The organism is Streptomyces sp. NRRL WC-3742, assembly GCF_000720635.1.
In the GTDB taxonomy this organism is placed as follows: domain Bacteria; phylum Actinomycetota; class Actinomycetes; order Streptomycetales; family Streptomycetaceae; genus Kitasatospora.
Genome location: NZ_JOCF01000006.1, coordinates 67,103 through 92,200 on the forward strand (window position 1 = coordinate 67,103; position 25,098 = coordinate 92,200).

Annotated in this window: 21 protein-coding genes; 16 read left to right on the forward strand and 5 right to left on the reverse strand. The window is 73.5% G+C overall.

The window, feature by feature from the left end; all coding sequences use genetic code 11:
* The 8 genes from IH61_RS0105710 to IH61_RS0105745 all read left to right on the forward strand — a co-directional run bounded on the left by IH61_RS0105710 (position 1) and on the right by IH61_RS0105745 (position 10,901).
* Positions 1-1,167 (forward strand): CaiB/BaiF CoA transferase family protein, encoded by a 1,167-nt coding sequence (locus tag IH61_RS0105710; RefSeq protein WP_031065864.1) that lies wholly within the window; start codon positions 1-3, stop codon positions 1,165-1,167.
* A gap of 86 nt (positions 1,168-1,253) precedes the next feature.
* A complete protein-coding gene (cimA, locus tag IH61_RS0105715; RefSeq protein ID WP_037971705.1) occupies positions 1,254-2,954 on the forward strand; it encodes a citramalate synthase in 1,701 nt (566 codons plus the stop codon).
* A 37-nt stretch (positions 2,955-2,991) separates the two neighbouring features.
* Complete coding sequence (locus IH61_RS0105720) at positions 2,992-4,020, forward strand: ketoacyl-ACP synthase III family protein (RefSeq protein ID WP_031065869.1); 1,029 nt, start codon at positions 2,992-2,994, stop codon at positions 4,018-4,020.
* 139 nt (positions 4,021-4,159) lie between these two features.
* Positions 4,160-5,176, forward strand: a complete 1,017-nt coding sequence (locus IH61_RS0105725; RefSeq protein ID WP_051836352.1) for an aromatase/cyclase — start codon at positions 4,160-4,162, stop codon at positions 5,174-5,176.
* A gap of 134 nt (positions 5,177-5,310) precedes the next feature.
* Entirely contained in the window at positions 5,311-7,059 is a 1,749-nt protein-coding gene (locus IH61_RS0105730; protein WP_031065873.1) for a fatty acyl-AMP ligase, read from the forward strand.
* Positions 7,056-8,774 (forward strand): acyl-CoA dehydrogenase, encoded by a 1,719-nt coding sequence (locus IH61_RS45625; RefSeq protein WP_051836354.1) that lies wholly within the window; start codon positions 7,056-7,058, stop codon positions 8,772-8,774. The genes IH61_RS0105730 and IH61_RS45625 overlap by 4 nt, the downstream gene beginning before the upstream one ends.
* A gap of 50 nt (positions 8,775-8,824) precedes the next feature.
* A complete protein-coding gene (locus IH61_RS0105740; RefSeq protein WP_031065876.1) occupies positions 8,825-10,066 on the forward strand; it encodes an acyltransferase domain-containing protein in 1,242 nt (413 codons plus the stop codon).
* 1 nt (position 10,067) lies between these two features.
* Positions 10,068-10,901: a 4'-phosphopantetheinyl transferase family protein gene (locus IH61_RS0105745; RefSeq protein WP_031065878.1), complete on the forward strand. Its 834-nt coding sequence runs from the start codon at positions 10,068-10,070 to the stop codon at positions 10,899-10,901.
* Positions 10,902-10,922: 21 nt separating this feature from the next.
* Here the strand turns inward: IH61_RS0105745 and IH61_RS0105750 are convergent, their stop codons facing one another.
* From IH61_RS0105750 to IH61_RS0105765, 4 genes are all read right to left on the reverse strand, one after another.
* Entirely contained in the window at positions 10,923-11,537 is a 615-nt protein-coding gene (locus IH61_RS0105750; RefSeq protein WP_031065880.1) for a response regulator transcription factor, read from the reverse strand.
* 56 nt (positions 11,538-11,593) lie between these two features.
* A complete protein-coding gene (locus tag IH61_RS0105755) occupies positions 11,594-12,775 on the reverse strand; it encodes a sensor histidine kinase (protein WP_158844653.1) in 1,182 nt (393 codons plus the stop codon).
* A gap of 139 nt (positions 12,776-12,914) precedes the next feature.
* Complete coding sequence (locus IH61_RS0105760) at positions 12,915-15,185, reverse strand: TOMM precursor leader peptide-binding protein (protein WP_031065884.1); 2,271 nt, start codon at positions 15,183-15,185, stop codon at positions 12,915-12,917.
* 5 nt (positions 15,186-15,190) lie between these two features.
* Positions 15,191-15,478 (reverse strand): hypothetical protein, encoded by a 288-nt coding sequence (locus tag IH61_RS0105765; RefSeq protein WP_031065886.1) that lies wholly within the window; start codon positions 15,476-15,478, stop codon positions 15,191-15,193.
* A 242-nt stretch (positions 15,479-15,720) separates the two neighbouring features.
* Between IH61_RS0105765 and IH61_RS0105770 the strand changes: the two genes are divergently transcribed.
* The 5 genes from IH61_RS0105770 (at position 15,721) to IH61_RS47630 (ending at position 21,572) form a co-directional block, all read left to right on the forward strand.
* Entirely contained in the window at positions 15,721-16,515 is a 795-nt protein-coding gene (locus tag IH61_RS0105770; protein ID WP_031065887.1) for an AfsR/SARP family transcriptional regulator, read from the forward strand.
* Between the two features lie 360 nt (positions 16,516-16,875).
* The gene (locus IH61_RS0105775) at positions 16,876-18,144 is read left to right on the forward strand and encodes a beta-ketoacyl-[acyl-carrier-protein] synthase family protein (protein ID WP_031065891.1); all 1,269 of its coding nucleotides are present in this window, start codon (positions 16,876-16,878) and stop codon (positions 18,142-18,144) included.
* Entirely contained in the window at positions 18,141-19,358 is a 1,218-nt protein-coding gene (locus tag IH61_RS0105780) for a ketosynthase chain-length factor (RefSeq protein ID WP_031065894.1), read from the forward strand. The genes IH61_RS0105775 and IH61_RS0105780 overlap by 4 nt, the downstream gene beginning before the upstream one ends.
* 67 nt (positions 19,359-19,425) lie before the next feature.
* Positions 19,426-19,680: an acyl carrier protein gene (locus IH61_RS0105785; protein ID WP_031065897.1), complete on the forward strand. Its 255-nt coding sequence runs from the start codon at positions 19,426-19,428 to the stop codon at positions 19,678-19,680.
* Positions 19,681-19,793: 113 nt separating this feature from the next.
* Entirely contained in the window at positions 19,794-21,572 is a 1,779-nt protein-coding gene (locus IH61_RS47630; protein WP_063763140.1) for an acyltransferase domain-containing protein, read from the forward strand.
* 181 nt (positions 21,573-21,753) lie between these two features.
* Here the strand turns inward: IH61_RS47630 and IH61_RS40405 are convergent, their stop codons facing one another.
* Entirely contained in the window at positions 21,754-22,665 is a 912-nt protein-coding gene (locus IH61_RS40405) for a SecDF P1 head subdomain-containing protein (protein ID WP_158844656.1), read from the reverse strand.
* A 70-nt stretch (positions 22,666-22,735) separates the two neighbouring features.
* Here IH61_RS40405 and IH61_RS0105800 point away from each other — a divergent pair, with 70 nt between their 5' ends.
* The 3 genes from IH61_RS0105800 to IH61_RS0105810 all read left to right on the forward strand — a co-directional run bounded on the left by IH61_RS0105800 (position 22,736) and on the right by IH61_RS0105810 (position 25,083).
* Positions 22,736-23,032 carry a hypothetical protein gene (locus IH61_RS0105800; RefSeq protein ID WP_158844659.1) on the forward strand — a complete coding sequence of 99 codons (297 nt, stop codon included), beginning with the start codon at positions 22,736-22,738 and terminating at the stop codon, positions 23,030-23,032.
* Positions 23,033-23,257: 225 nt separating this feature from the next.
* Positions 23,258-24,214 carry a hypothetical protein gene (locus IH61_RS40410; protein WP_158844663.1) on the forward strand — a complete coding sequence of 319 codons (957 nt, stop codon included), beginning with the start codon at positions 23,258-23,260 and terminating at the stop codon, positions 24,212-24,214.
* Positions 24,211-25,083 (forward strand): hypothetical protein, encoded by an 873-nt coding sequence (locus IH61_RS0105810; protein ID WP_158844666.1) that lies wholly within the window; start codon positions 24,211-24,213, stop codon positions 25,081-25,083. Before IH61_RS40410 ends, IH61_RS0105810 begins: the two co-directional genes overlap by 4 nt.
* Positions 25,084-25,098 lie beyond the last annotated feature (15 nt).

Genomic DNA, 25,098 nt, shown 5'->3' on the forward strand with positions numbered 1-25,098 from the left:
GTGCCCGGCAGCGGCCCACTGGCGGGCCTGAGGGTCGTCGAACTCGCGGCCATCGGGCCCGCCCCGTACGCCTGCATGATGCTGGCCGACCTCGGCGCGGAGGTCGTCCGCGTGGACCGCGCGGACGGCGCGCGGTCCTTCGCCGCCTGGCACACCGTCCTGGACCGGGGCCGGCGCTCCATCGCCCTGGACCTCAAGGACCCGAGGGCCGTCGAGGTGGTGCTCGCCCTGGTGCGCCGCTCCGACGTGCTGATCGAGGGCTTCCGCCCCGGCGTCGCCGAACGCCTGGGCCTGGGCCCCGACGCCTGCCGGGCCGCCAACCCGCGCCTGGTCTACGGCCGGATGACCGGCTGGGGCCAGGACGGGCCCCTGGCCCAGACCCCCGGGCATGACATCAACTACATCGCGCTCACCGGCGCCCTCGACGCGATCGGCCGCGCCGGCGGCCCGCCCGTGCCGCCGCTCAACCTGCTCGGCGACTTCGCCGGCGGAGGCATGCTGCTCGTCAACGGCGTCCTGTCCGCCCTGTACGAGCGGCTGAGCTCCGGCCAGGGCCAGGTCGTGGACGCCGCGATCGTCGACGGCGTCTCCGGGATGCTCGGCATGCTCGTCGGCATGACCGGCGACGGCCAGTGGCACGAGGCGCGCGGCGCCAACCTGCTCGACGGCGGCGCGCCCTTCTACGACGTCTACGCCTGCGCCGACGGCGGCCACGTGGCCGTCGGCGCCCTGGAGGAGCGCTTCTACCGCGCCCTCCTCGAGGGCCTCGGCCTGGCCGGGGAGCCCCTGCCCGACCGCGCCGACGAGGCCAACTGGCCCGAACTGCGCCGCCGTTTCGCCGAGCGCTTCGCCACCGCGACCCGTGAGGACTGGACGGCCCGCTTCGAGGGCACCGAAGCCTGCGTCACCCCGGTGCTGGGCCTCGCCGAGGCGGCCCGCCACCCCCACGCCGTGGCCCGCCGCGGCTTCCTGTCCACCGCCGGGCTCCACCAGCCCGCCCCCGCCCCGCGCTTCGGGCGCAGCGAGGCCCCCGAGCCCGCCGCCGCACCCGCGCCGGGGGAGCACACCCGCGCCATCCTCGCCGAGTGCGGCCTGAGTGCCGACGGCGTCGAGGAGCTGCTCTCCGCCGGCGCGGCCCGTTCGAGCGCCGGTCCAGGCCCGCGCTAGCCGCTCCCCGGACCGTGACCTGACCAGCCGCCCGGACGCCAGTTCCAGGGCCTCCTGCGGCCCGGAACTGAGAGAAGGAGGAGGCAATGGCCGAGCGGCGGTTCCAGCTCTACGACACGACCCTGCGCGACGGAACGCAGCAGAAGGGGATGACGCTGACGGTCGAGGACAAACTCGCCGTCGCACGCCGTCTGGACGCCTTCGGGGTCGGCTTCATCGAGGGCGGCTGGCCGGGCGCGGTGCCCCGCGACACCGAGTTCTTCCGCCGGGCCCGTACCGAACTCAACCTGTCCTCGGCCCAGTTGGTCGCCTTCGGGGCCACCAGGAAGCCCGCCTCCCTGGTCTCCGTCGACCCCCAGGTACGGGCCCTGCTCGACGCCCAGACCCCGGTGGTCACCCTCGTCGCCAAGGCGCACCCGCGCCACGTCGACCTGGCGCTGCGCACCAACCTGGCCGAGAACCTGGCGATGATCGGCTCCACCGTGCGCCACCTCGTCTCGGCCGGGCGGCGGGTCTTCCTGGACGCCGAGCACTACTTCGACGGCTACCGGCTCAACCGGGAGTACGCCCTGGAGGTCGTGCGCATCGCCGCCGATGCCGGGGCCGAGACCGTCGTCCTGTGCGACACCAACGGCGGCTGCCTGCCCGACGAGGTGCGCGCCGTCGTCGCCGACACCCTGGAGGCCACCGGCGTGCCGCTGGGCATCCACTGCCACGACGACACCGGCTGCGCCGTCGCCAACACCCTGGCCGCCGTCGACGCCGGAGCCGACCACGTCCAGGGCACCGCGCACGGCTACGGCGAGCGCTGCGGCAACGCCAACCTGTTCACCGTGTCCGCCAACCTGGTGCTCAAGCGGGGCCTACAGGTCGTACGCCCCGACCAGCTGCGCGCGATGGCGCTGATCGGCCACTCCGTCGCCGAGCTGACCGGCGTGCCCGGCCACCCGGCCGCGCCCTACCTGGGCTCGTCCGCCTTCGCCCACAAGGCCGGTCTGCACGCCTCCGCGCTGCGGATCGACCCCGACCTCTACCAGCACACCGACCCGGCGCTGGTCGGCGGCGAGATGCGCACCCTCGTCTCCGACCTCGGCGGCCGCTCCTCGATCGAGCTCAAGGCCCGCTCCCTCGGCTACCGGCTGGACGCCGCCTCCGACGTGGTCGCCCGCACCGCCGCCCGGGTCAAGGAGCTGGAGCACCTCGGCTACGCCTTCGAGTCCGCGGACGCCTCCTTCGAGCTGATGCTGCTCGACGAACTGGCGGACGGGCAGGTGGAGCCGCCCTTCGAGGTCGCCTCCTGGCGCGTCGGCGTGGACCGGCTGCCCACCGGCGCGATCCGCACCGAGGGCTCGGTGCGGCTGGTGGTCAACGGCATCCCGCTGATCGCCTCCGGCGAGGGCAACGGCCCGGTCAACGCCCTGGACCGGGCGCTGCACAAGGCGCTGGAGCCGTTCTTCCCCGAGCTGGCCGGCCTGGAGCTGGTCGACTACCAGGTGCGCGTCCTGGCAGGCGACAACGGCGGCGGCGGAAAGGGCAGCGGCGGGAAGGGCAGCGGCGGGAAGGGCAACGCCGGCAAGGGCAGCGGGGGCAAGGGCAGCGCCGCCCGTGCCCGGGTGCTCGTCACCTTCCGGCACGGTGACCGGACCTGGGGGACGGTCGGGGTGGACGAGAACACCGTGGCCGCCTCCTGGCGGGCCCTGCTGGACGCCGTCCACTACGTCCTGCGCACGGGGGCGGCCGCCGGGCCCGTCCCCGTCGTCGCCCCGGCCATAGCCGCAGCCGGCTGACGGCCGACGACTGACGGAAGCAGACAAGGGAGCCATCGTGCGCGTCGAAGACATCTTCATCCGGGGGACCGCGATCAGGCTCCCCGCGACCCTGCTGGTCGCCGACGCGGTCGCCGCCGGCGCCTGCCCGGCGAAGATCGCCACCGCCACGGACATGCTGTCCGTCGCCCACTCGCCCGAGGAGTCCGCCGCCGAGATGGCCGTCACGGCCGCCCGTACGGCCCTCGCCCGGGCCGGAACCACCCCCGAGGACATCGACCTCATCCTGCACGCCGACACCTACCACCAGGGCCAGGACCTCTGGCCGGTGGCCTCCTACGTCCAGCGCGAGACCGGGCGCAGCACCTGCCCGGCGCTGGAGGTGCGCCAGATGTCCAACGGCGGCCTCGGCGCGCTCGACCTGGCCACCGCCTACCTGAGCGCCGACCACAACCGCTGCGACGCGCTGCTCACCACCGCCGACCGCTTCTGCCCGCCCGGCATCGACCGCTGGCGCACCGACCCGGGCACGCCGTACGCGGACGGGGCGACGGCGCTCGTGCTCTCGCGCCGCGGCGGGTACGCCCGGCTGCGCTCCCTGGCGCTGCACGCCGACGCCGAGCTGGAGCCGATGCACCGCGGGGAGGAACCGTTCAGCCCCGCGCCGTTCAGCCACCGCATCCCGGTGGACTTCGAGGAGGCCAAGCGCGCCTTCCTGCGCGATGTCGGGATGTCCTTCGCGATCAGCAAGGCCCACGCGGGCCAGCAGACGGCGCTGAAGCAGGCGCTGTCCGACGCCGAGATGGAACTGGCCGACGCGGACTGGGTGCTGCTGCCGCACTTCGGGCGCCGGCGCCTGCAGGCCATCTACTTCGAGCCCTTCGGCATCGAGCCGGAGCGCACCACCTGGGACTGGAGCCGCACCGTAGGCCACCTCGGCGCGGGCGACCAGTTCGCGGGCCTGGACCGCCTGGTGGTCTCCGGCCGGGCCCGGCCCGGGGACCGGGTGGTGATGGTCAGCGTCGGCGCCGGCTACAGCTGGGGCGCGGCGGTGGTGGACATCCTCGACCGGCCCCATTGGGCCTGACGAACGATCAGATCAGTTGACACGAAAGGGAGTCGGGCTCCGCTGAGCCCGACTGCACCAGCGCTCGAGCCCGATTCGAGCGGACCTTGGCATTCTCGAACCGGCCGCCGCGTGCGGCGTGAACGAAGGAGAGCTCGCCGTGGCGCCCACCGCTGCGACCGACCAGACCGTACCCACCGAGCGGCCCGAGACGCCCACCCGCGTCACGGAGCACGCCGTCACCGTCTCCGCCCCGCCGGCCGCCGTCTTCGCGCTCGTCGCCGACGTGGCCGGCTGGCCCCAGCTGTTCGGGCCGACCGTGCACGCGGAGGTGGTGGAGGAGAACGTCCTCACCGACGGCCGCAGCGAGCAGCTGCTGCGCATCTGGGCCACCGCCAACGGCAGGGCCAGGACGTGGACCTCCCGCCGCACCCTGGACCGAGCGGCCGGGCGGATCGCCTTCCGCCAGGTCGTCTCCGCCCCGCCCGTCGAGGCCATGGGCGGCGACTGGGTCATCCGGCAGGCCGACGGGAGCGGCGACACCCACGTCACCCTGCTGCACGACTACCGCGCCGTCGACGACGCCCCCGAGGCCGTCGCCCTGATCGAGAGCGCCGTCGACCACAACAGCCGCGCGGAGCTCGCCGCCCTCAAGGCCGGAGCCGAACAGGGCCCGCAGGACGACGAGTTGTGCTTCACCTTCAGCGACTCCGAGCACATCGACGGCTCCGCCCAGGACGTCTTCGACTTCCTGAACCGCGCCGACCTGTGGCCCGAGCGTCTGCCGCACGTCGCCCGCCTGGACCTCACCGAGGACGAGCCCGGCATCCAGCACATGGAGATGGACACCCGCAGCCCCGACGGCTCGGTGCACACCACCGTCTCCGTGCGCGTCGTCTTCCCCGAGCGGCGGACCATCGTCTACAAGCAGCTGCGCGTTCCGGCCGCCATGGCCGGCCACACCGGCCGCTGGGAGATCGAGCCCGCCGCGGACGGGAAGGGCGTCGTCGCCACCTCCTGGCACACCGTCACCCTCGACCCGGACGGCGTGCGCGAGCTGCTCGGCGAGGACGCCACCCTCGCCCAGGCCCGCGAACTCGTGCGCAAGGCGCTGGGCACCAACAGCTCCACCACCCTGCGCCACGCCCGCCGGTACGCCGAGGAATCCTCCTCCTGATGTCCCTCCAGCGAGCGGAGAGCCGAGGCCGTCCGGGCCTCGGCTCTCCCGCGTTCCCAGCGCAAGGCTTCCTCGAGGGGCCGGGCGCACCATGCAGCCATGGAGGCGACAACCATGACGCGCGAGGGGGACGCATGACCGGCTTCCGGAACTTCGCGGAACAGATCCAGGCCAGGGCCGCCGAGGCGCCGGGCAGGGAGGCACTGATCCTCCTGCCCGAGTACGAGGGCAGGAGCCAGGCCGAGGCGGTGTCCTACCGGGCCCTGGACTCCGGGGCCCGGCGCCTGGCCGGCTGGCTCCAGGACCGGGGCGCCACCGGGGAGCGGGTGCTGCTCGCCCACTCCGACCGGCGGCTGTTCGCGATCAGCCTGCTCGCCTGCCTGTACGCGGGCGCGATCGCCGTGCCCACCGCGCCGCCGCGCGGCCGGGGCCACCACGCCGAGCGGATCGCCGGGATCGTCAAGGACGCCGCGCCCTGCCTGGCGCTCACCGACGCGGCCGAGGCCCCCGACCTGTCCCGGCTGCTGGCCGGCCAGGGCCACGGCTCCATCCCCTGCCTGGCCGCCGACGTGGTCCCGCCCTCGGCGCCCTTCACCGCGCCGCAGCTGGGCCCCGACTCGGTCGCCCTGCTGCAGTACACCTCCGGCTCCACCCGCGAGCCGCGCGGCGTCGTCGTCACCCACGGCAGCCTGACGGCCAACCAGCGGGCGATCGGGGCGGCGCTGCGCACCGGCCCGGCGGACGTGTTCGGCGGCTGGCTGCCCTTCCACCACGACCTCGGGCTGATCGGCCAGCTGCTCCACCCGCTGTGGCTGGGCGCCACCTCGGTGCTGCTCACCCCGGAGGCGTTCGTCAAGCGCCCGCTGCGCTGGCTGGAGGCCATCTCGCGCTACGGCGTGACCGTCAGCGCGGCCCCCGACTTCGCTTACGACCTGTGCGTGCGGCGCACCGACGAGCACCCGCTGCCGGCCGGGCTGGACCTCTCCGGCTGGCGGGCCGCGGTGGACGGCGGCGAGCCGATCCGCTCGGCCACCTGGCGGGCCTTCGCCGAGCGCTTCGCCCCGGCCGGGTTCCGGGCCGAGGCCCTGACCGCCGGCTACGGCCTGGCCGAGGCGACCCTGCTGGTCGCCCTGGACACCGAGGGCGTCACCGGGGCGCGCACCCACCGCGAGGTGGACGCGGCCGCGCTGGAGCGCAACCGGCTGGTCGACGCCAGAACGGGCCGGCCCTCCAGATCGCTGGTGCCCGTGGGCCTGCCCGTGGAGCTGGACCTGCGCATCGTCGATCCGCAGAGCCTCGCGACCCTGCCCGACGGCCGGATCGGCGAGATCTGGGTGCGCGGCCAGGGCGTGGCCGCCGGCTACTGGCGCCGCCGCGGCGAGAGCGCCCAGACCTTCGGCCAGACCACCGCGGAGGGCGAGGCCGGCTACCTGCGCACCGGGGACCTCGGCGTCCTCCAGGACGGGCTGCTGCACGTCACCGGCCGACTCAAGGACGTGATCGTGGTGGCGGGCCGCAACCTCTACCCGCAGGACCTGGAGCAGACGGTGCAGCGCGTCAGTGCGATGTTCGGCTCGGCCACCGCTTTCGGCGTGCCCGGCGAGCGCGAACAGGTCGTCGTCATCCAGGAACTGCGCGCCCAGAGCCGCTACCGCGTCGACTTCGCGGGGCTGACCGCGGCCGTCAAGGACTGCCTGGCCCGGGAGTTCGAGCTCCAGACCGGCGCCGTCCTCCTGGTGCGCCCGGGCACCGTGCGCCGCACCACCAGCGGCAAGGTCGAACGGGCGGCCATGCGCAAGCTCTTCCTGGACGGCCGGCTCAAGCCGCTGCACCAGGAAGTGAAGTCCGAAGTGGAACAGTTGCTCGTCAGGAGTCGTCCATGATCGAAGGGGACCGGATCACCCGGCTGGAGAAGGCTTTCGGGCCGCTCTTCAGCGCCGACAATCCGATGGGCCAGCACGGCCTGCTCGCCGCCGACGCGCGCGGCGAGGTGCTGGCCGAGGCCGAGCGGGTGCTCGACGAGTTCGGCTTCAACGCCGAGTTCGTGCCCGCCGAGCTCGACGGGCGACTGACCAGACTGGACGAGCTGGGCCGGGTGCTGCGCCCGGTGTTCCGCCGCGACGCCTCCTTGGGCTTCGGCTACGGGCTCAGCTGCTTCTTCGCCGCCGTCCCCGTGTGGGCCGGCGGCGACGGCGGCCAGCGCGCCCTGGCCGCCCGGCTGCTCCTCGAGGGCCGGCGGATCGCGGTCGTGCGGCACGAGGTGGCGCACGGCAACGCGTTCGTCCGCGAGGAGTTCGCGGCCGAGCCGAAGGCCGGCGGCTTCGTCCTCAACGGCACCAAGAGCGTGATCGCCAACGCCCGCACCGCCGGGGGCCTGGTCGTCTTCGCCCGCACCGGCGGCGAGGTGCCCGGCCGCGCCCACTCGGTGCTGCTGCTGGACCGCGAGGCCCTGCCCGAGGCGGCCGTCGAGTACCTGGGTCGGCACGACACCACAGGGATGCGCAGCGTGGAGTTCGGCGGCATCCGCGTCACCGACTGCCCGGTGCCGGGCTCCGCCCTGGTCGGCGGGCTCGGCGAGGGGTACGAGCTGTCGCTGCGCTCCTCGCTGGTGATCCGCGGGCTGATCCCGTCGATCGTGCTGGCCGGCGGGGACACGGCGCTGCGCACGGTGGCCCGCTTCGCCACCCGCCGGCGTGCGGACGGCCGCTCCTCGCTGGACGTGCAGCACGTCAAGGACGTCCTCACGGGCGCCTTCCTGGACCTGCTGGTCAGCGACTGCCTGTCGCTGGTGGCCACCCGGGCCCTGCACCTGCTGCCCAAGCAGATGAGCGCCTACGCGGCCACGGCCGCCTACCTGGCGCCCAAGCTGGTCGCGGAGGCGATGGAGGAGATGTCGGCCGTGCTGGGGGAGGAGACCTTCGCCGAGGACGGCGCGTACGCGATGTTCCGCAAGCAGCTGCGGGACCTGCCGGTCACCTCGCTCGGGCACGCGGGCAGCGCCGGACGGCAGGTCAGCATCCTGCCGCAGCTGCCCTTCTTCGCCCGGCACGCCTGGTTCGCCGACCCGGAGGCCCCGCCCGCGCTGTTCCGGCTGGAGGGCGACCTGCCACCGCTGAGCCTGGCGGACGCGGCCCTGCTCGGCGACGGTGACCCTCTCGCGGCCACTTTGGTGGCATGCACCGATCAACTGGAGAACGGCGGGCTGCTCTCCGACGCCGGCCCGGACGGCCCCGCCCTGCGCTTCCTCGCCCGCGCCTTCACCATCGAACTCGACGACCTGCGCAAGGCGTTCACCCGCATCGCCCTGGACGACCGCAAGGCCATGGTCAGCCCGCACGCCTTCGGCCAGGCCGACCGCTACACCCTGGTGCTGGCCGCCGCCGCCTGCCTCGGCGTGTGGCGCGAGCAGCGCGACGGCGAGGACGACTTCCTCGCCGACCCCAGCTGGGTCACCGCCGCCCTCTACCGCCTCGGCCGCCGCCTGGGCCTGCCGCTGCCCGATCGCCCCTCCGGAACCGAACAGCGGGTCCTGGCCGAGGTCCTGGCCCGCCTGCACGGCCGCCGCAGCCTCGACCTGTACGGGTCGGCGCTGGCCTGAAACTCTCCGGGCCCGCGCCCGCCCCCGACCACCGCGAAGGAGTCCCTCCCGTGAACACCCCCCACCCGTCCGCACCGGAACCCGACTACCACGGCTGGCTGAGCGAGCGGCTGCGCCACTACCTGGGCCGCGACATCGCCGAGGACGTCCCGTTCACCACCTACGACCTCGACTCGGTCGCCGCACTGAGCCTCTACGGCGACATCGAGCAGGAGTTCGGCCCCGTGCTGGACCCGACCGACATCTGGCTCTACCCCACCATCCAGGAGCTCGCCGCCTACCTGGAGCTGCGCGACATCCGCCTCGGCAGCGGCCAGCAGGTGCGCGCCGCCTTCGTCTTCACCGGCCAGGGCTCCCAGCACCCGGGCATGACCTCCGGGCTCTACCTCAACTCGACCGGCTACCGCCGCTTCCTGGACGAGGCCGCCGCCGCGCTGTCCCCGTACACCGGCGTCTCCGTCGTCGACCTGATGCTCAGCCGCGACCGGCGCGTGCACCAGACCGCCTACACCCAGCCCGCCCTGTTCGCCGTCGAGTACGCCCTCGCCCGCACCCTGGAGGAGGCCGGCGTCCAGCCCGTCGCCGTCCTCGGCCACGGCATCGGCGAGTTCGCCGCGGCCGTGATCTCCGGCGCCCTGACGCTGGCGGACGCGGCCAAACTGGTCACCGTCCGCGGCGCGTTCATGCAGTACCTGCCCGCCGGCGGCGGCATGACCGCCACCTGCCTGGCGCCCTACGAGGCCGCCGAACTGATCGTCGACGAGCCCGGGGTGGCGATCGGCGCGATCAACGCCGCCAAGGCGACCGTCCTGTCCGGCGAACTGGAGGGCCTGCGCCGCATCGAGCGCAAGCTGGAGGAGCGGGGCATCGCCTGCAAGGCGCTGGAGGTCACCCACGCCTTCCACTCGCCGCTGATGGAGCCGATGCTCGCCAAGTTCGAGGCCGTCACCCGCCGGCTGCCCGGTGGCGCCTCCCGGCTGCCGTACTACTCGACCGTGCGCGGCCGCCTGACGAGCGAGCCGCTGTATGCGCCGTACTGGACGGCCCAGGTCACCTCGCCCGTGCGCTTCGCCGACGCCGCCCGGCAGATGGTCGACCAGCAGGCCCTGACCCACATCGTGGAGATCGGCCCCAAGGTGGTGCTCACCCCGTTCCTGCGCCGCATCGCCGGCAACGAGGGCCCCTCCTGCCTGGGCATGTGCCGGGGCCCGCAGACCAACGCCGTCGACCTCGCGGGGGTGCTCTCCGCCCTGGACGCCGGCCCGCTGGCCCACCCCCTGGTGAGGGCCTGAGATGGCGGCAGCGGGAGGGGGACTCCCGCGGCCGCGCCAGATGGCCGGGCCGGACGGCCCCTGGGACCCCGTGCGCCAGGACCTCGCCGGCACCGGCACGGCCCTGGTGTACGGGGTGCTCACCCAGTGGAGCGTCCACCTGCGCGAGCCGGAGCGGCTGCGGGAGGTGCTCGGTCGGGACTGGCCGCGCTACCAGCGCATCGGCCATGCCCGGGCGAAGGAGCGCTTCCTGGCCTCGCGGCTGCTGCTGCGCCGCACGGCCGCCGAGGTGATCGGCACCACCCCGGACCAGGTGGACCTGGCGTACGAGCCCGGCGGCCGCCCGTACGTGCGCGGCTGCGACCAGATCGACGTCAGCCTCAGCCACACCCAGGACGTCCTGGTGGTCGGCGTCACCCGGCGCGGCCGCATCGGCGTGGACGTGGAGCTGGCCGACCGGCGGATGGCGGGCACGGCCTCGGAGGCCCAGGGCTTCACGCCGTACGAGCGCGAGGCGCTGGACGCGGACGCGGCGGAGCGCCGCAACGACCTGCTGGTGCGGCTGTGGACGCTCAAGGAGGCGTACAGCAAGGCGCGCGGGCAGGGGCTGCGGTTCCGCTTCACCGAGTTCGGCTTCGCGCTGGACGGCGAGCAGGCGCGGCTGGTCAGACCGGACGGCGGGCCGGTCGCGGACGGCTCGGCCTGGACGTTCGGCACGGTCGCCCTGGAGGGGCGCTTCGTGGTCAGCGTCGCCGTGTTCGACGCGGGCTTCGGCAGCGGCAGCGACCTGTCGGTGCAGACGGTGCTGGACGAGGGGCTGCTGGAGGCGCTGCTGAACTCCTCGGGGCGCAGCTAGAGTTCGCCCACGGGCCCAGCCCTACGGGATCCAGCCGGCGTCCTCCGCGATGCGGATGGCGTCGACCCGGTTGCGGGCGTTGAGCTTGGTGACGATGGCGGTCAGGTAGTTCTGGACGGTGCCCTTGGAGAGGTACAGCGAGGCGGCGATCTCGGTGACGGCGGCGCCGTGCGCGGCCTGCCGCAGCACCTCCAGCTCGCGCGGGGACAGCGGGTTGGCCGGCGCGTCCCAGGCGGACATCGCCAGCTGAGGGTCTATCACCCGCTGGCCCTGCGCCACCGCCCGTACCGAGCGGGCGAGTTGCTCGGGCGGGGCGTCCTTGAGGAGGAAGCCGCACACGTGCGCGGCCATCGCCCGGCGCAGGGTGCCGGGACGGCCGAGGCTGGTGAGGATCAACGCCCGGCAGCTGGGCAGGCGTTCGCGCAGGGCGGCCGCCGCGGTGAGGCCGTCCATGCCGGGCAGGTCGATGTCGATGACCGCGACGTCGGGCCTGGTCTCGAGCGCCGTCTTCACGATGATGTCGCCCCGGTCCACCGAGGCGACCACCTCGAAGTCCGGCTCGAGCTCGAGCAGGGCGACCAGCGCGCCGCGGATCATCTGCACGTCCTCGGCGAGGAGGATCTTCGTCGACAACATGCAATCCCTCGTGGTCGGGGTCCGTGGTCGGGTTCGCCCGGTGCCGGAAAATTCTCTCAGGCCACCGCCTGCGGAACGTCATTGGGAGTGGCGGTGGCCGGCACCTGGGGCTTGAGCGGTGCCTCGACCAGCAGGTGGAACCGGCCGTCCTCCCGGACGCCCGCCTCCACCCGGCCGCCGATGGCGGCCAGCCGGGTTTCCAGGTTCCCGATCCCACTGCCGCTCCAGGGGGCCGGCGGCTGGACGGTCTTGGCCACGCCGTCGTTCACCAGACGGAGAAAAACCGTTTCTTCGTCGGAGTGGGCACGGATTTCGCAGTGCTGCACTCTGCTGTGGCGCAGGATGTTGGTCACCCCCTCGCGCAGCGCGGTGGCCAGCACGGTGTCCACCACCGGGTGCATCCGCGAGCAGGTGACCTCCACCTCGGCCTTCACGTCCGCCGACTTCAGCGTCGAGGCGACGGAGTCGACCTCGGCCGCCAGGGACATCTCCCGGTAGCCGCTGGCCACCAGCCGTACGTCGGCCAGCGCCTGCCGGGAGATGTCCAGCACCCCGGCGATCTCCTCCCGCGCCCGGTCGGGCCGGCTGGTGACCAGCCGATTGACCAGCTCGGTCTTGAGGGTGATCGACGAGAGGCTGTAGCCGAGCAGGTCGTGCAGGTCCCGGGCGAAGCGCAGCCGTTCCTGGAGCACCGCCGCCCGGGCGCGTTCCTCCCGGGAGGAGAAGACCTCCTCCACGAGGTCGGCCAGCCGGGTGAGTCCGTAGATGACCAGGCCCGTCAGCATGGTCGACTGCAGTACGTAGACCGTCAGCAGCGGTGCCACGCCCGTGATCCAGGCTTCGGCGAACGCCGACAGACAGCAGACGGCGTACAGCGTCCACCCGAGCCGCCGGGGGAGCAGCAGCAGGCAGGAGCCGGCCAGGCACCCCAGCATCCCGCCCCAGTCGGCGCCGAAGAGCAGCATCGGACCGACGGTGAACGCCGCCTGCCAGAGCAGCATCACGATCCGCCGCCGCATCGGCCACCGGCGGGCCTTCGAGGAGGAGTTGAGGAGCTGGATGGAGAAGACGGCTGCGGCGCACGCCAGGGCCACCAGGGCCTTGCGGCCTCCGAAGCTGTCCCGCAGCACGTTGTTGAAGGCGATCAGGCAGAAGCAGAAGAGGGCGAAGACGGTGATGCCCCGGGCCAATCGGGGGGCCGGGAGATCGGCCGAGGACGTGCCCGTTCTGCCAGCCATACCGCTTCCCCCCATGTCAGCGCCCCGGTCGGCGTGCATGCTACCGCGCGCTCAGGCAGAGCGTCACGGAAACGTACGGGACCGTCGCCGTCCGTTCAAGCTTCTTGTCGTATGAACATATGAAGACTCAGCCAACTCGTCAGACGAACAAGGGAATCGGGTTGAGCTCCGCGTCGACGGTCGGCCCGGTGAGTAAACCGAGCCGTACCGGCACGTCGAAGATACGACCCGGGGCGAATCTCGCCCAGAAGTGGCGCATCCCGGGGGCGATGACCTTGACGACCGGGATCGCCACGTCGGGCCGGGTCTGGTCGAGCACGAGCAATTCCATCCCCTTCGCCCGGACCAGCCGTTCCGCCTCCGCCACGTCCTCCCGCAGGTCCCCGGACGGCCGGTAGTCGTAGTCCGAGGGCCCGCGCGGAACCTGACCGGAATCGGGCAGCAGATATGGCTGGTTCGCGACGGTCGCCGTCGACCACCAGGCGACCAGGTCCGGATCGGTCGTCCGCGGAGCACCGTCCGGGCTGCCCCCGGACGGGAGGAACTGACCCATTTCGGTCAGGGCCCTCCGCAGCGCCAGCCTCGGATCGTGGTGCGCCCCGAAGCCGAACGTGATCTCCTCCGCCGGCCGTCCCACCTGGCGGGACAGCGCCACGAACACCGGGATCCCGAAGTCCGAGGTGACGTCCAGCACCCAGACCTGGCGGCCCGTCATCGCGTACGCCTGGCGCAGCGTCGCCGTCCACGGGTCGTCGAAGGCGTCCAGGTCCACCGCCGGGTGGCGGGTGCGGTTGTACCACCACAGCGCCACCGCGTCCCGCTCCACCAGCTCCAGAAAGCCCTGGACGATCGCGTCCTCCAGGCTGCTGCCCGCCGCGTTCCCGTTGGAGTCCGCCCACAGCCCGTCCGAGGGCCGCCCCGGCGCGTTGCCGTAGTACAGCAGGGAGGTCGGCAGCAGCCGCTGCCGGCCGGTGGTGAGCGACTGCACCGGGGTCCAGTCCACCGGCCTGTCGGGGTCGAACCGCTCCGGCACCTGCTGGAACGCCGAACCGCTCGCGTTCCAGCGCGCCCGCTCCCGGAACTGCCGCTCCGAGTACAGCTGGCAGTCGTTCGGGTGCAGCGCCACCGGGCCCAGGGCGCGCATCGATTCGCGCACCACCGGCTCGTCCCCCTGTCGCGTCCCGCTGTAGCGCTCGGCCGCCTCGCACAGCGCCCCCACCTTGGCATCCAGCTCGGTGGCGCCCTTGCCGCCGCTCAGCGAGCGCAGCCCGGCCCGCAGCCCGCCCAGCGAACCGCTGCGCATCGCCAGATTGCGGCCCGACACGTAGCGGTTGATCCCCACCGGCGCCCACTCGTCCCGGCGGACCTCCTCGACGATGCCCGTCACCGGGCTCACCAGGTGCTCGTGCCGGCGCAGCATCTCCGCCGGGGCCAGCGCCCGGTGCCCGCCCCCCGTCTCCGGCGACTTCGGGCGCGGCCGCACCACCAGCGGGCCCAGCACCTGCCGCGCCACCAGGTCCGGATCGCCGCAGTCCGGGCACTGCGGGCGCCGGACCACCGCGTGGTGACGGCTGCGCAGCGTCGCCGTGTCCAGGGTGCAGACCGCGTCGTCCTCGACGCCCCGCGCCCCCGCCAGCCACCTCGCCGCCGCCAGCACCGCCGCCTGCAGGCCCATCGCCCGCCCGGCCGCCAGCGACGCCTCCGGCCGCGCCACCGGCCCCGGGCGGCCCAGCGCCCGCTGCAACGGGATCTCGGAGCGCCGGTGGCCCCACAACCGGTGCGCCAGACAGGACCAGCAGGGGCCCGCGGCCGGGCGGAACACCGGCCCGATCCACGGCTGCGCCCCGCACGGGCGCGCCAGCAGCCAGGGCGCCCCCGCCGCCAGGTGCTCGGCGTTGATCCGCTCCAGCTCCGGGTGCAGGTAGTCGTCCGTCAGCACCAGGGTCAGCACCTCGCTGCCCGGCCCGGCCTCCTCGCCCCTCGCGAGCACCCGCAGCCCCGAGTCCCGGCACGCCTGGCGCGCCGGCTCCGGCTCCGGGCGGCCCAGCGTCACCACCCTGACGGCCGCCCGCGCGAGCGAACTGTCGGCCCCGTCCAGGCCGAGCAGGTCCCAGTACGCGAGCGCCGCCTCGTCCTCCGCCGGCCGGTGGTAGCCCAGCAGCTTGGCCTGGGCGAGACGGGCCAGGACGCGGCCCGCCTCCCCGGGAGTCATCGTGTCCGCCGCCTCGTCGAGCACCCGCTCCAGCGAGCGGGTGCCGTCCAGCAGCGGGGCGAGGCGCTCGACGAGCCGCCCGGCCACCGCCGTGACGCCGTTGGCGGAGAGCAGGTACGTCGCCTCGCCCGGTACCACTTCAGCCCGCAGATGCCGCTTGAACCCCAGCGGCAGACCTCTGCCCCCCGTGTCCGCCATCGCGGTCAGCCGACCAGCGCCGCGGACCAGCTGCCGGTGCAGTTCGAGGCGAACCCCACGCCCGGCACGTCCAGCTCCTCGATCAGGACGGTGTCGGCGTCCCCGACCAGTCCGGCCAGGTAGATCGGCTCCCCGGCCGACAGCCCGAACTCGGCCAGCACGGCCACCGGGTCGGCCGCGTAGCGCTGCGCCAGCTCCGGCTCCAGACCGCTGCGGACGGTCAACTCGGCGAAACGGCGGTCCTCCTGGGTGACGCTCACGCGGGCACTGGTGTCGCGGGCGATGGTCTTCATGGGGTGCCTCCTGAGTCGCGATACCGACCGGTCGTGGTCCCGTTCGGTTGTGGACCAGGAGTCTGCGGAAAAGCCGGGCCCCGGGCCCAGTGGCGGACTCACCCTCGCGGCATGACATTTTCACGGTTCCCCTCGTGACGCCCTCACTGGGCCTCACGGCGTGCTGGTGCCAGGCTCGACCCCATGCTTCGACCACGACCGCCGGGGGACGACCGACGGGAGGCCGGAAAGGGGAGAACACCATGGACATCAAGATCCTGGGGCCGTTGTCGGCCACTGAGTACGGAGTGTCGATCGTTCCGAGTGCGGCCAAGCCGCGCCAGATCCTCGCACTGCTCGCACTTCAGGCGGACCGGGTGGTCACCGTACCCACCCTGATGGAGGAGATCTGGGGGACCGAGGTGCCGCGCAGCGCCGCGACCACCCTCCAGACGTACATCCTCCAGCTGCGCCGCCGCATCGCCCTCGCCCTCGCCGGCGACAGCGACACCCACGCCAAGGAGGTGCTGGTCACCCAGCACGGCGGCTACCTGCTGCGCGTCCAGCCCGGACAGACCGACGTCCAGGAGTTCGAGCAGCTCGCCGCCTCCGGCCGCGCCGCCTACGACGCCGCCGACTACCGGGCCGCCTCCGAACTCCTCGGCGGCGCCCTCGCCCTCTGGCAGGGCCCGGCCCTGGTGGACGTCAAGGTCGGCGACGTCCTCGAACTGGAGGTGCTGCGCATGGAGGAGGGCCGGATGGCCGCCCTGGAGCGCCGCCTCGACGCCGACCTGCGCCTGGGCCGGCACAACGAGCTCATCGCCGAACTGCGCGTCCTGACCGCCCGGCACCCCATGCACGAGTCCTTCTGCGGGCAGCTGATGCTCGCCACCCACCGGGCCGGCGGCGCCTGGCGCGCCCTCGAGGCGTACCAGCGGCTGCGCACCACGCTGGTGGACGAACTCGGGCTGGAACCCTCACCGCGCCTGCAGCGGCTGCACCGCGCCGTCCTCCAGGGCGACCCGGAGCTCGACCTGGTGGCGACCACCAGCTTCTGAGTCGCCTCTGCTGAACTGCCCGGCTCCGAAGGCGAGTTCTCGCAGCTCACGCACACTCCACGAACACCCGAGCGGCCGTCGAGGGCCCGCCCGAACCATGGCGGAACCGGTGAACGGCGGCACGCCACAAGCGGGAAGACGCCGCCAAGGCACAGCCCGCCCGGGGCGGAAGACGGGAATCAGCCCCAACTCCGCCCCGGGCCACCGGAACACCGGAGCACCGGAGCACCGGAGCACCTGAACACCGGAAGCACCGACACAGCCAGCGGCCCGACCGAAGGGAACCACAGTGGTCCGCACCGTTCCGACCGGCAGCAGCCCGCAGCTGCGGCCGGCCACCCAGAAGGCGAGGTGAAGCAGATGCGCAGAGTCGTGATCACGGGCCTCGGGGTCGTCGCCCCCGGCGGCGTCGGCGTGAAGAACTACTGGGAGCTGCTCACCGCGGGCCGCACGGCCACCCGCACCATCTCCTTCTACGACGCCTCCCCGTTCCGCTCCCGGGTCGCCGCCGAGTGCGACTTCGACCCCCGCGCCGCGGGCCTGAGCCCGCAGGAGATCCGCCGGCTCGACCGGGCCGCGCAGTTCGCGGTCGTCTCCACCCGCGAGGCCATCGCCGACAGCGGCCTCGACCTCGCCGCCCTCGACCCCTCCCGGGTCGGCACCTCGCTGGGCAGCGCGGTCGGCTGCACCACCAGCCTGGAGCGCGAGTACGTCGTCGTCAGCGACGGCGGCAAGAAGTGGAACGTCGACCACGAGTACGCCGTCCCCGAGCTGTACCGGCACTTCGTGCCCAGCTCGATGGCCGCCGAGGTCGGCTACGCCGCCGGCGCCGAAGGCCCGGCCGTGGTCGTCTCCACCGGCTGCACCTCCGGCCTGGACTCGCTCGGCCACGCCGTCGAGCTCATCCGCGAGGGCACCACGGACGTGATGGTCGCCGGCGCCACCGAGGCCCCGATCTCCCCGATCACCTCGGCCTGCTTCGACGCCATCCACGCCACCACCCCGCGCAACGACACCCCCGAGAGCGCCTGCCGGCCCTTCGACCGCACCCGCAGCGGCCTGGTCCTCGGCGAGGGCGCGGCCATCCTCATCCTCGAGGAGCTGGAGAGCGCCCGCCGGCGCGGTGCCCACATCTACGCAGAGATCGCCGGCTTCGCCTCCCGCTGCAACGCCTTCCACATGACCGGCCTCAAGGAGGACGGCCGGGAGATGTCGCAGGCCATCGACGCGGCCATGGACGAGGCCCGCCTCGGACCGGACGCCCTCGACTACATCAACGCCCACGGCTCCGGCACCAAGATGAACGACCGCCACGAGACCGGCGCCTTCAAGCGCAGCCTCGGCGAGCACGCCTACGCCACCCCGATCAGCTCCATCAAGTCGATGATCGGCCACTCCCTCGGCGCCATCGGCTCCCTGGAGATCGCCGCCTGCGCCCTGGCCATGGAACACGGCGTCCTGCCGCCCACCGCCAACCTGCACGAGCCCGACCCGGAACTCGACCTCGACTACATCCCGCTGGTCGCCCGGGAGCAGAAGACGGACACCGTGCTCAGCGTCGGCAGCGGCTTCGGCGGGTTCCAGAGCGCGATGGTGCTGGCCCGGCCGGAGAGGAAGGACGCAGCATGAGCGCCACCACCGTCGTCACCGGCCTGGGCATCGCCGCGCCCACCGGGCTCGGCACCGAGGACTACTGGAAGGCCACCCTCGCCGGTGAGAGCGGCATCCGCCCCATCACCCGCTTCGACGCCGACCAGTACCCCTCCCGCCTCGCCGGGGAGGTGCCCGGCTTCGTCGCCGAGGACCACGTCCCCAGCCGGCTGATGCCCCAGACCGACCACATGACCCGCCTCGCGCTCGCCGCCACCGAATGGGCCGTCAACGACGCCGGCCTCGAGGCCGGCCAGCTCCCCGAGTTCGGCATGGGCGTGGTCACCGCGGCCTCCGGCGGCGCCGTCGAGTTCGGCCAGCGCGAGCTCCAGCAGCTCTGGAGCAAGGGCAAGGAGTACGTCAGCGCGTACCAGTCCTTCGCCTGGTTCTACGCCGTCAACACCGGCCAGATCTCCATCCGCCACAAGATGCGCGGTCCCAGCGGCGTCCTGCTCAGCGAGCAGGCCGGAGGCATCGACTCCCTCGGCCACGCCCGCCGCCACGTCCGCAAGGGCATCCCGCTGGTCGTCTCCGGCGGCGTCGACGCGGCCGTCTGCCCCTGGGGCTGGCTGCCGCAGATCGCCTCCGGGCGTCTGAGCACCGTCAACGACCCGGCCCGCGCCTTCCTGCCCTTCAGCGCGGACGCCGCCGGCCACGTCGCCGGCGAGGGCGGCGCCATCCTCGTCGTCGAGGACGCCGACTCCGCCCGTGAGCGCGGCGCCCGTCAGATCTACGGCGAGGTCGCCGGCTACGCCGCCACCCTCGACCCCGCCCCCGGCTCCGGCCGCCCGCCCGGGCTGCGCCGCGCCGCCGAGACGGCCCTCGCAGACGCGGGCCTCACCCCGGCCGACGTGGACGTGGTCTTCGCCGACGCCGCCGGCGTCCCCGAACTCGACCGCGCCGAGGCCGAGGCCATCACCGGGATCTTCGGCGACCGGGCCGTGCCCGTCACCGCGCCCAAGACCATGACCGGGCGCCTGCTCGCCGGCGGCTCCGCCCTGGACGTCGCCACCGCGCTGCTCTCCCTGCGCGACGGCGTCGTCCCGCCCACCGTCAACGTGGGCGCCGCCGCCCCCGAGTACCGGCTCGACCTGGTCACCGAGGTCCGCGAGGCGCGGCTGCGCACCGCACTGGTGCTCACCCGCGGGTACGGCGGCTTCAACGCCGCGCTCGTGGTCCGCAAGGCGTCCTGAAACCGTCGACGCCCCGCCCGCTCCTGTTTCGAGGAACCCCACCACCCGTACGCAGAGAGGACCCGTCATGCCCATCACGACCGAACTCACCCTCACCGACCTGACCCGGATGCTGCGCGAGTGCGCCGGTGAGGAGGAGGGCATTGACCTCGACGGCGACGTCATCGACACCCCGTTCATCGAGCTCGGCTACGACTCGCTGGCGCTCCTCCAGGTCATCGGGCAGGTCCAGCGCGAGTACGGCGTGATCATCCCGGACGACGCCGTCGTCGACGCCGAGACCCCCCGCGCGCTGCTCCAGCTGATCAACGGCGCCGCCTGAGCCGCCGCCGGCCGCCGCCCCGCCCGAACGGCGGGGCGGCCGCGTTCCTGGTTTCCGCCGTCGCCCGAGTCTCGCCCCGCCCCGCCTCGCCTCGCCTCGCAAGGAGAGCACGGATGTCGCTCACCGCACGTACCGCCGTGACCCGCCGGCTGACCGTCGAGGCCGGCGGCGCCCCCCTCACCCGCACCTCCGCCGACGTGGCCGGACCCCTCCTGGACGCCCTCGGCGGACTCCCCGTCCGCCTGCCCGCCCGGACCGTCCTCTACATCGGCGGCTTCCCCGCCCCGCCCCACCACGTGCCCGACCACTTCCTCGACCTGCCCGTGCGCACCGCCGTCACCCCCGGCGAGGCCACCCGCCTCGCCCACGAGGACCTCCAGGCCAAGCGCACCGACCGCGCCCTCCTCGCCACCCTCGACGACCCGGCCACCGGCACCCTCACCGCCCAGGTGCTGCGCCGCGCCGCCGAGGCCCTCGCCGACGGGGACACCGTCGTCGGGCTCCTCGAGTTCGCCCCCGGCGGCCACTTCACCGCCGAACAGCCCGTCCTGCGCCCGCTGCGCCACGGCGGCCACCGGCCCGACCCCGACACGCCCCGGCTGGTGATCTGGTCCGGCCTCGACACCGGCGACGAGACCCGGGTGCGCGGCGAACTCCTCACCCTCGTCGAGCGCCTCGACCCCGAGGGCTTCGCCGCCCTGCCCACCGCCCCGCCGCACGGCCGGGCCCTCGGCCCCGTCCGCGCCACCGCCGTCACCACCGCGCACGAGGCCCCCGCCGCCATCGCCAAGGCCCGTACCGTCACCACCCGCCACCCCAGGCCCGTCGCGCTGCTGTTCCCCGGGCAGGGCTCGCAGCACACCGCGATGGCCGCCGGACTGTACGGGCGGGAGCCGGTGTTCACCGCCGCGATCGACGCCGTGTTCGAGCTGCTGGAGGAGGTCGGCCCGGCGATCCGCGCCGACTGGCTCGGCGCGCTCGAGGGGCGGGCGCCCACGATCGGGATCGACGACGTGCGCCGTGCCCAGCCGCTGCTGTTCGCCGTCGACTACGCCCTCGGGCGGATGGTCCTCGGCTGGGGCGTACGGCCCGCGGCCGTGCTCGGGCACAGCGCCGGGGAACTGGTCGCCGCCACGCTCGCCGGGGTGGTCTCGCTCTCCGACGCCGTCGGGATGATGCGCGAACGCGTCGTCCAGGCCGTGAAGATCCCGCCCGGCGGGATGCTCGCCGTCGGCGCCGCCGAGCGCGTCCTGCGGCCGTACCTGACGGGCGACGTGGCCATCGCCGCCGTCAACGCGGCGCAGCAGACCATGCTGGCCGGCTCCACCGAGGTGCTGGCCGAGGTCGCCGAGCGGCTGCGGGCCGACGGGCACATCGCCGTCGCCGTCCCGGCCACCAGCCCGTTCCACTCCCCGGCGATGGCCCCGGCCTCCGACCTCGTCGAACTCGCGTACCGGGGCGTGCAGTTCGCCGAACCGGCGCTGCCGTTCTACTCCGGGTACACCGGGGACCTGATGACGGCCACCGAGGCCCTCAGCCCCCGCTACTGGGCCCGGCAGATCACCGACACCGTCAACTTCGCCCCCGCGCTGGACCAGCTCCTCGCCACCGAGGACGTGCTGCTGGTGGAGGCGGGGCCGCGCCAGACCCTCACCGCCTTCGCCCGCCGCCACCGGGCCGTGCGCCTGGGCGCCAGCGCGGCCGTGCCGCTGCTGCCGGCGCGCGGTGGCGGCGGCGAGGACGACCGGCGCTCGGTGCTCGCGGCTGCGGCGGCCATCTGGTCCGAGGGCCACGACCTCGACCTGGACGCGCTGGCGCACCTGTGGACCTGGCACCCGGAGGCGGCCCCGGCCCAGCAGCCGGCTCCGGCCCCGGCTCCGGTCACGGCCTGAGCCGCCTGCCCGAGCCGCCTGCCCGAGCTGTCCGCCTGAGCTGCCCGCCCGAGTTGTCCCAAGCCTCCGGGCCCGCCCCGTCGCCCCCTGCGGGACGGGCCCGGACCTCTCCGGCACCCCTCGCCGGCCCAACGCTCCGTGCCCGTCCCGCGCCCCCGGGACGGGCACGGCACTTTCGCGATCAGCCGGGGCTGGTCGTCGCGCCCGCAGGGGTGAGGCCGACGGTCAGGTGGTCGGAGAGCTGGGCGGCGAGCCGCTTGGCCTCGTCCTGGGTGAAGGTGCCGGAGATCACCGCGCTGCCGTCCGTGATGGCCGAGCGCACCGCCGGGTGGGAGGCGACCAGCCCGTCCACCACGATCGCGAACTGGTTGGTCGGCGTGTCCGTGCCCGAGAGCCGCCCGGTGACCTCCGCGAACGCCTTCGCCCCGGCGTCGTCGAAGGTCAGCATGATCTGCCAACCGCCGCTGTTCTGCGGGTCGAGGGCAGTCTCCGCCTTCTTGACGTTCTTCCCGTCCACGGCGACCGGGCCGAGCGCGAGCTTCTCCCAGTGGCCGCCGCTCTCCGTGGTGCGGGAGCAGGCGACGGCCTCCGCCGTGGGCGACGTCTGACGGTCGGTGCGCTGCGCCGGATCGGCGCAGTCGAGCGCGAGGTAGGCGGCCGTCAGGCCGGGCGGCACGACGCCTTCGGCCGTCGGCCCCACGACGGTGCCCGCCGGGGCCCCGGTGGGCGGGCCGGACGGGGCGACCGCGAGCACGGGCCGGAAGGCGAGTTCGCCCTGCGTGGCCAGGGCCGCGAGCTCGTCGCCGGTGGCGTTCACGGCGGTCACCGTGATCTTCCCGGCCGCAGCCTCGATCTGCGGGGCGGTCAGGCCGAGCACGGCGGCCCGCTTTCTCAACTGCTCGGCGGTCTCCTGGAGTTCGGCTGCGGTGGCGTCCCGCTTCGGCGTGTAGGTCGCGGTCGTGCGCGGCCCCTTCGGAACCGCTGACGGGCTCGCGGACGTCGAAGCCGCCGTACCGCCCCCGCTCGTACACGCCGTGAGCAGCACCGCCACCGTCGCACCGGACAGGAGAACGCCGTACCTGACTGTCGCCATGACCCCAGTCTTCCTCCCAACGACCATGCCAATCGGTCGAGTTAACCGACATGTGACCTACGGAAAGGCCGTGGCCGTGTTCATCGTGATCGTTCTCCTCCTCGCCGGTGTCGGCCTGGTCCTGATGGGCTACGAGAAGCTGCACACCGCCGTCCCCACCTGCTTCGGCAAACCCATGGAGCCCGGCCAGATCTGCTACGCCCGGGACGCCGGCACTCCGGGGGACGGCATGCCCAAGCCCCAGAACTCCACGTACGCCGAACAGCTGGACAGCCTGACCAGCGGCGGCTGGACGGCCATCGGCATCGGCGTGGTCCTGATCGTGATCGCCCTGCTGGTGGCGGCCTCCGTGGCGGCGAGCGAGTAGCAGCGAGCGAGTAGCGGCGAGCGAGCGGCCCCGGGCGCAAGCCCGGTGGGCCGGGCGGCTGACGGCGCATCGAGCGGGCATCGAATGGCGCAGGATCGCGGCCCGACCGTTCGCCCACGATACGGGCCTCGCGGAGGATGGGGGAGGCCGGGGAATCGAACAGTCCTGCGCGTGGGTGGGATGGCCCCTGGCGACAGCTTCCGAAGAGTGAGGAGTGCGCTTGTGGTGAGTTCCGCACGCCCCCGGCGAGCCGCCCTGGCGGCCGTCCTGGGCCCGGGGGTAGCGCTGGCGGTGATGGTCCCGTCCGTCCCGTCGGCCGCCGCTCCGGAGGCCGGCAAGCTGCCGCCCTTCCCGGTGGCCGAGGTGCTGGACGGGGAGAAGAAGCTCGCGTCGGTGAAGGAGGTCACCTCCCTGTGCGAACGGGTGAAGGCGTGCGACTTCCGGATGCACGGCGCGCCGCGCGAGTACGTGAGCGCGGTGCTGTCGGTCGGCAACGCGGCGATCAACTGCACCGACTCGGACATGGTGATCGATCGCACCGTCACCTTCGTGACCAGCAGCACGGACAACATCGCCGGCCAGATCTCTGGCAAGGCCGCCATCGAGGGCGGGGTGGACACCACGGTGACCGTCTCCGGCTCGGGCACGGCCACGGCCGGGATGGTCAACGGCATCACCAACTTCGGGCCCAACAAGGACAAGGGCCCGTACACCGAGGACCAGGGCAAGAACACGATCGAGGGCACGGGCACGGTCGCGGGCTCCAACGCCCTGCACCTGGGGGCCAAGGCGACCTTCGAGCTGGCCTTCCAGGCGTCCTTCTCCCGGCAGTGGCAGGCGGTGACCACCGAGTCCACCAAGGTGCAGTTCACCGTCAGCCCCGGGGACGAGCTCCAGTTCGGGGTGGTGAACGCGATGTCCCGCACCTCGGGCGTGCTCAAGGTGAACGACACCGGAAAGCTGATCAAGAACGTGACGGTGGACAGCCCGTCGAGCGTCAACGTCAGCTCGGTGGTGGCGCAGACGTACTCCGTCCCGGACAAGTGCCTGTCCCTGCGCCCCCCGGGGCGCTCCCTCGGCGGCGGGCTGACGGCGGTGGCACCGGAGCGGGCGGAGAGCGCGCGTCGGGCGCCGGACGCGGTCTATGTCCGCGCGGAAAACGGCAGTTGGAGGAAGCGATGAAGCGGGTTTCCCTGCCAGTGGCACTGGTCGCGGTGGTCCTGGGCGCTGTGCCCGCATCCGCCGACCCGGCCCCGGCCTCCGATGATGCCGCCACGATCGCCTCCAAGTGCGGTGAGGAGTACGGCTGTTCGTACCGCATCCTGCCGGAGGTGTCGCGCGAGTACGCGGCGGCCGTGCTGTCGGTCGGCAACGCGGTGGTCAACTGCACCGGCAAGCCGATCGACATCGAACGCAATGTCGTCCTCGAGTCGAGCACCACGGACAACATCGCGGGCCAGATCTCCGGCAAGGCCGCGCTGGAGGGCGTGATCGACAACACCACCGACGCCTCGGCGAGCGCCGGTGTCAGCAACAAGACCGAGGTCACCCACATCGACCACACCGCGCCGACCGACAAGGGCCCCAACCAGGACATCACCAACGGCGGGACCTTCACCATCGGCGGCACGGTGAGCGGCGCCGGGCAGCTCAAGCTCAGCGCGAAGGCGTCCTTCGAACTCGCCTTCCAGGCCACCTACTCGCACGAGTGGAAGCGGAGCATCAGCGAGACCACGCAGGTGAAGTTCACCGTGCGCTCGGGCGACGAGCTGCAGTTCGGCGTCCTCAACGCGATGAACCGCACGGTGGGGGAGCTGCGGGTGGACTCCATCGGCAAGCTGATCAAGAACATCGTCGTGGACAGCCCGTCCAGCGTGAACGTCAGCACCGTCGTGGCGCAGACCTTCAGCGCCAAGGACCACTGCCTGTCGATCCGCCCGCCGGGGCGCGCGCTGCCGGACGGACTGGTCGAGGTGCCGTCGCGTACCCCCGACGCCGTCCCGACAGCCCGCTACCGGCTGGTCGGCGGCGCCTGGGAGGCTCTCGGCTGACGACGCGGATCGGCC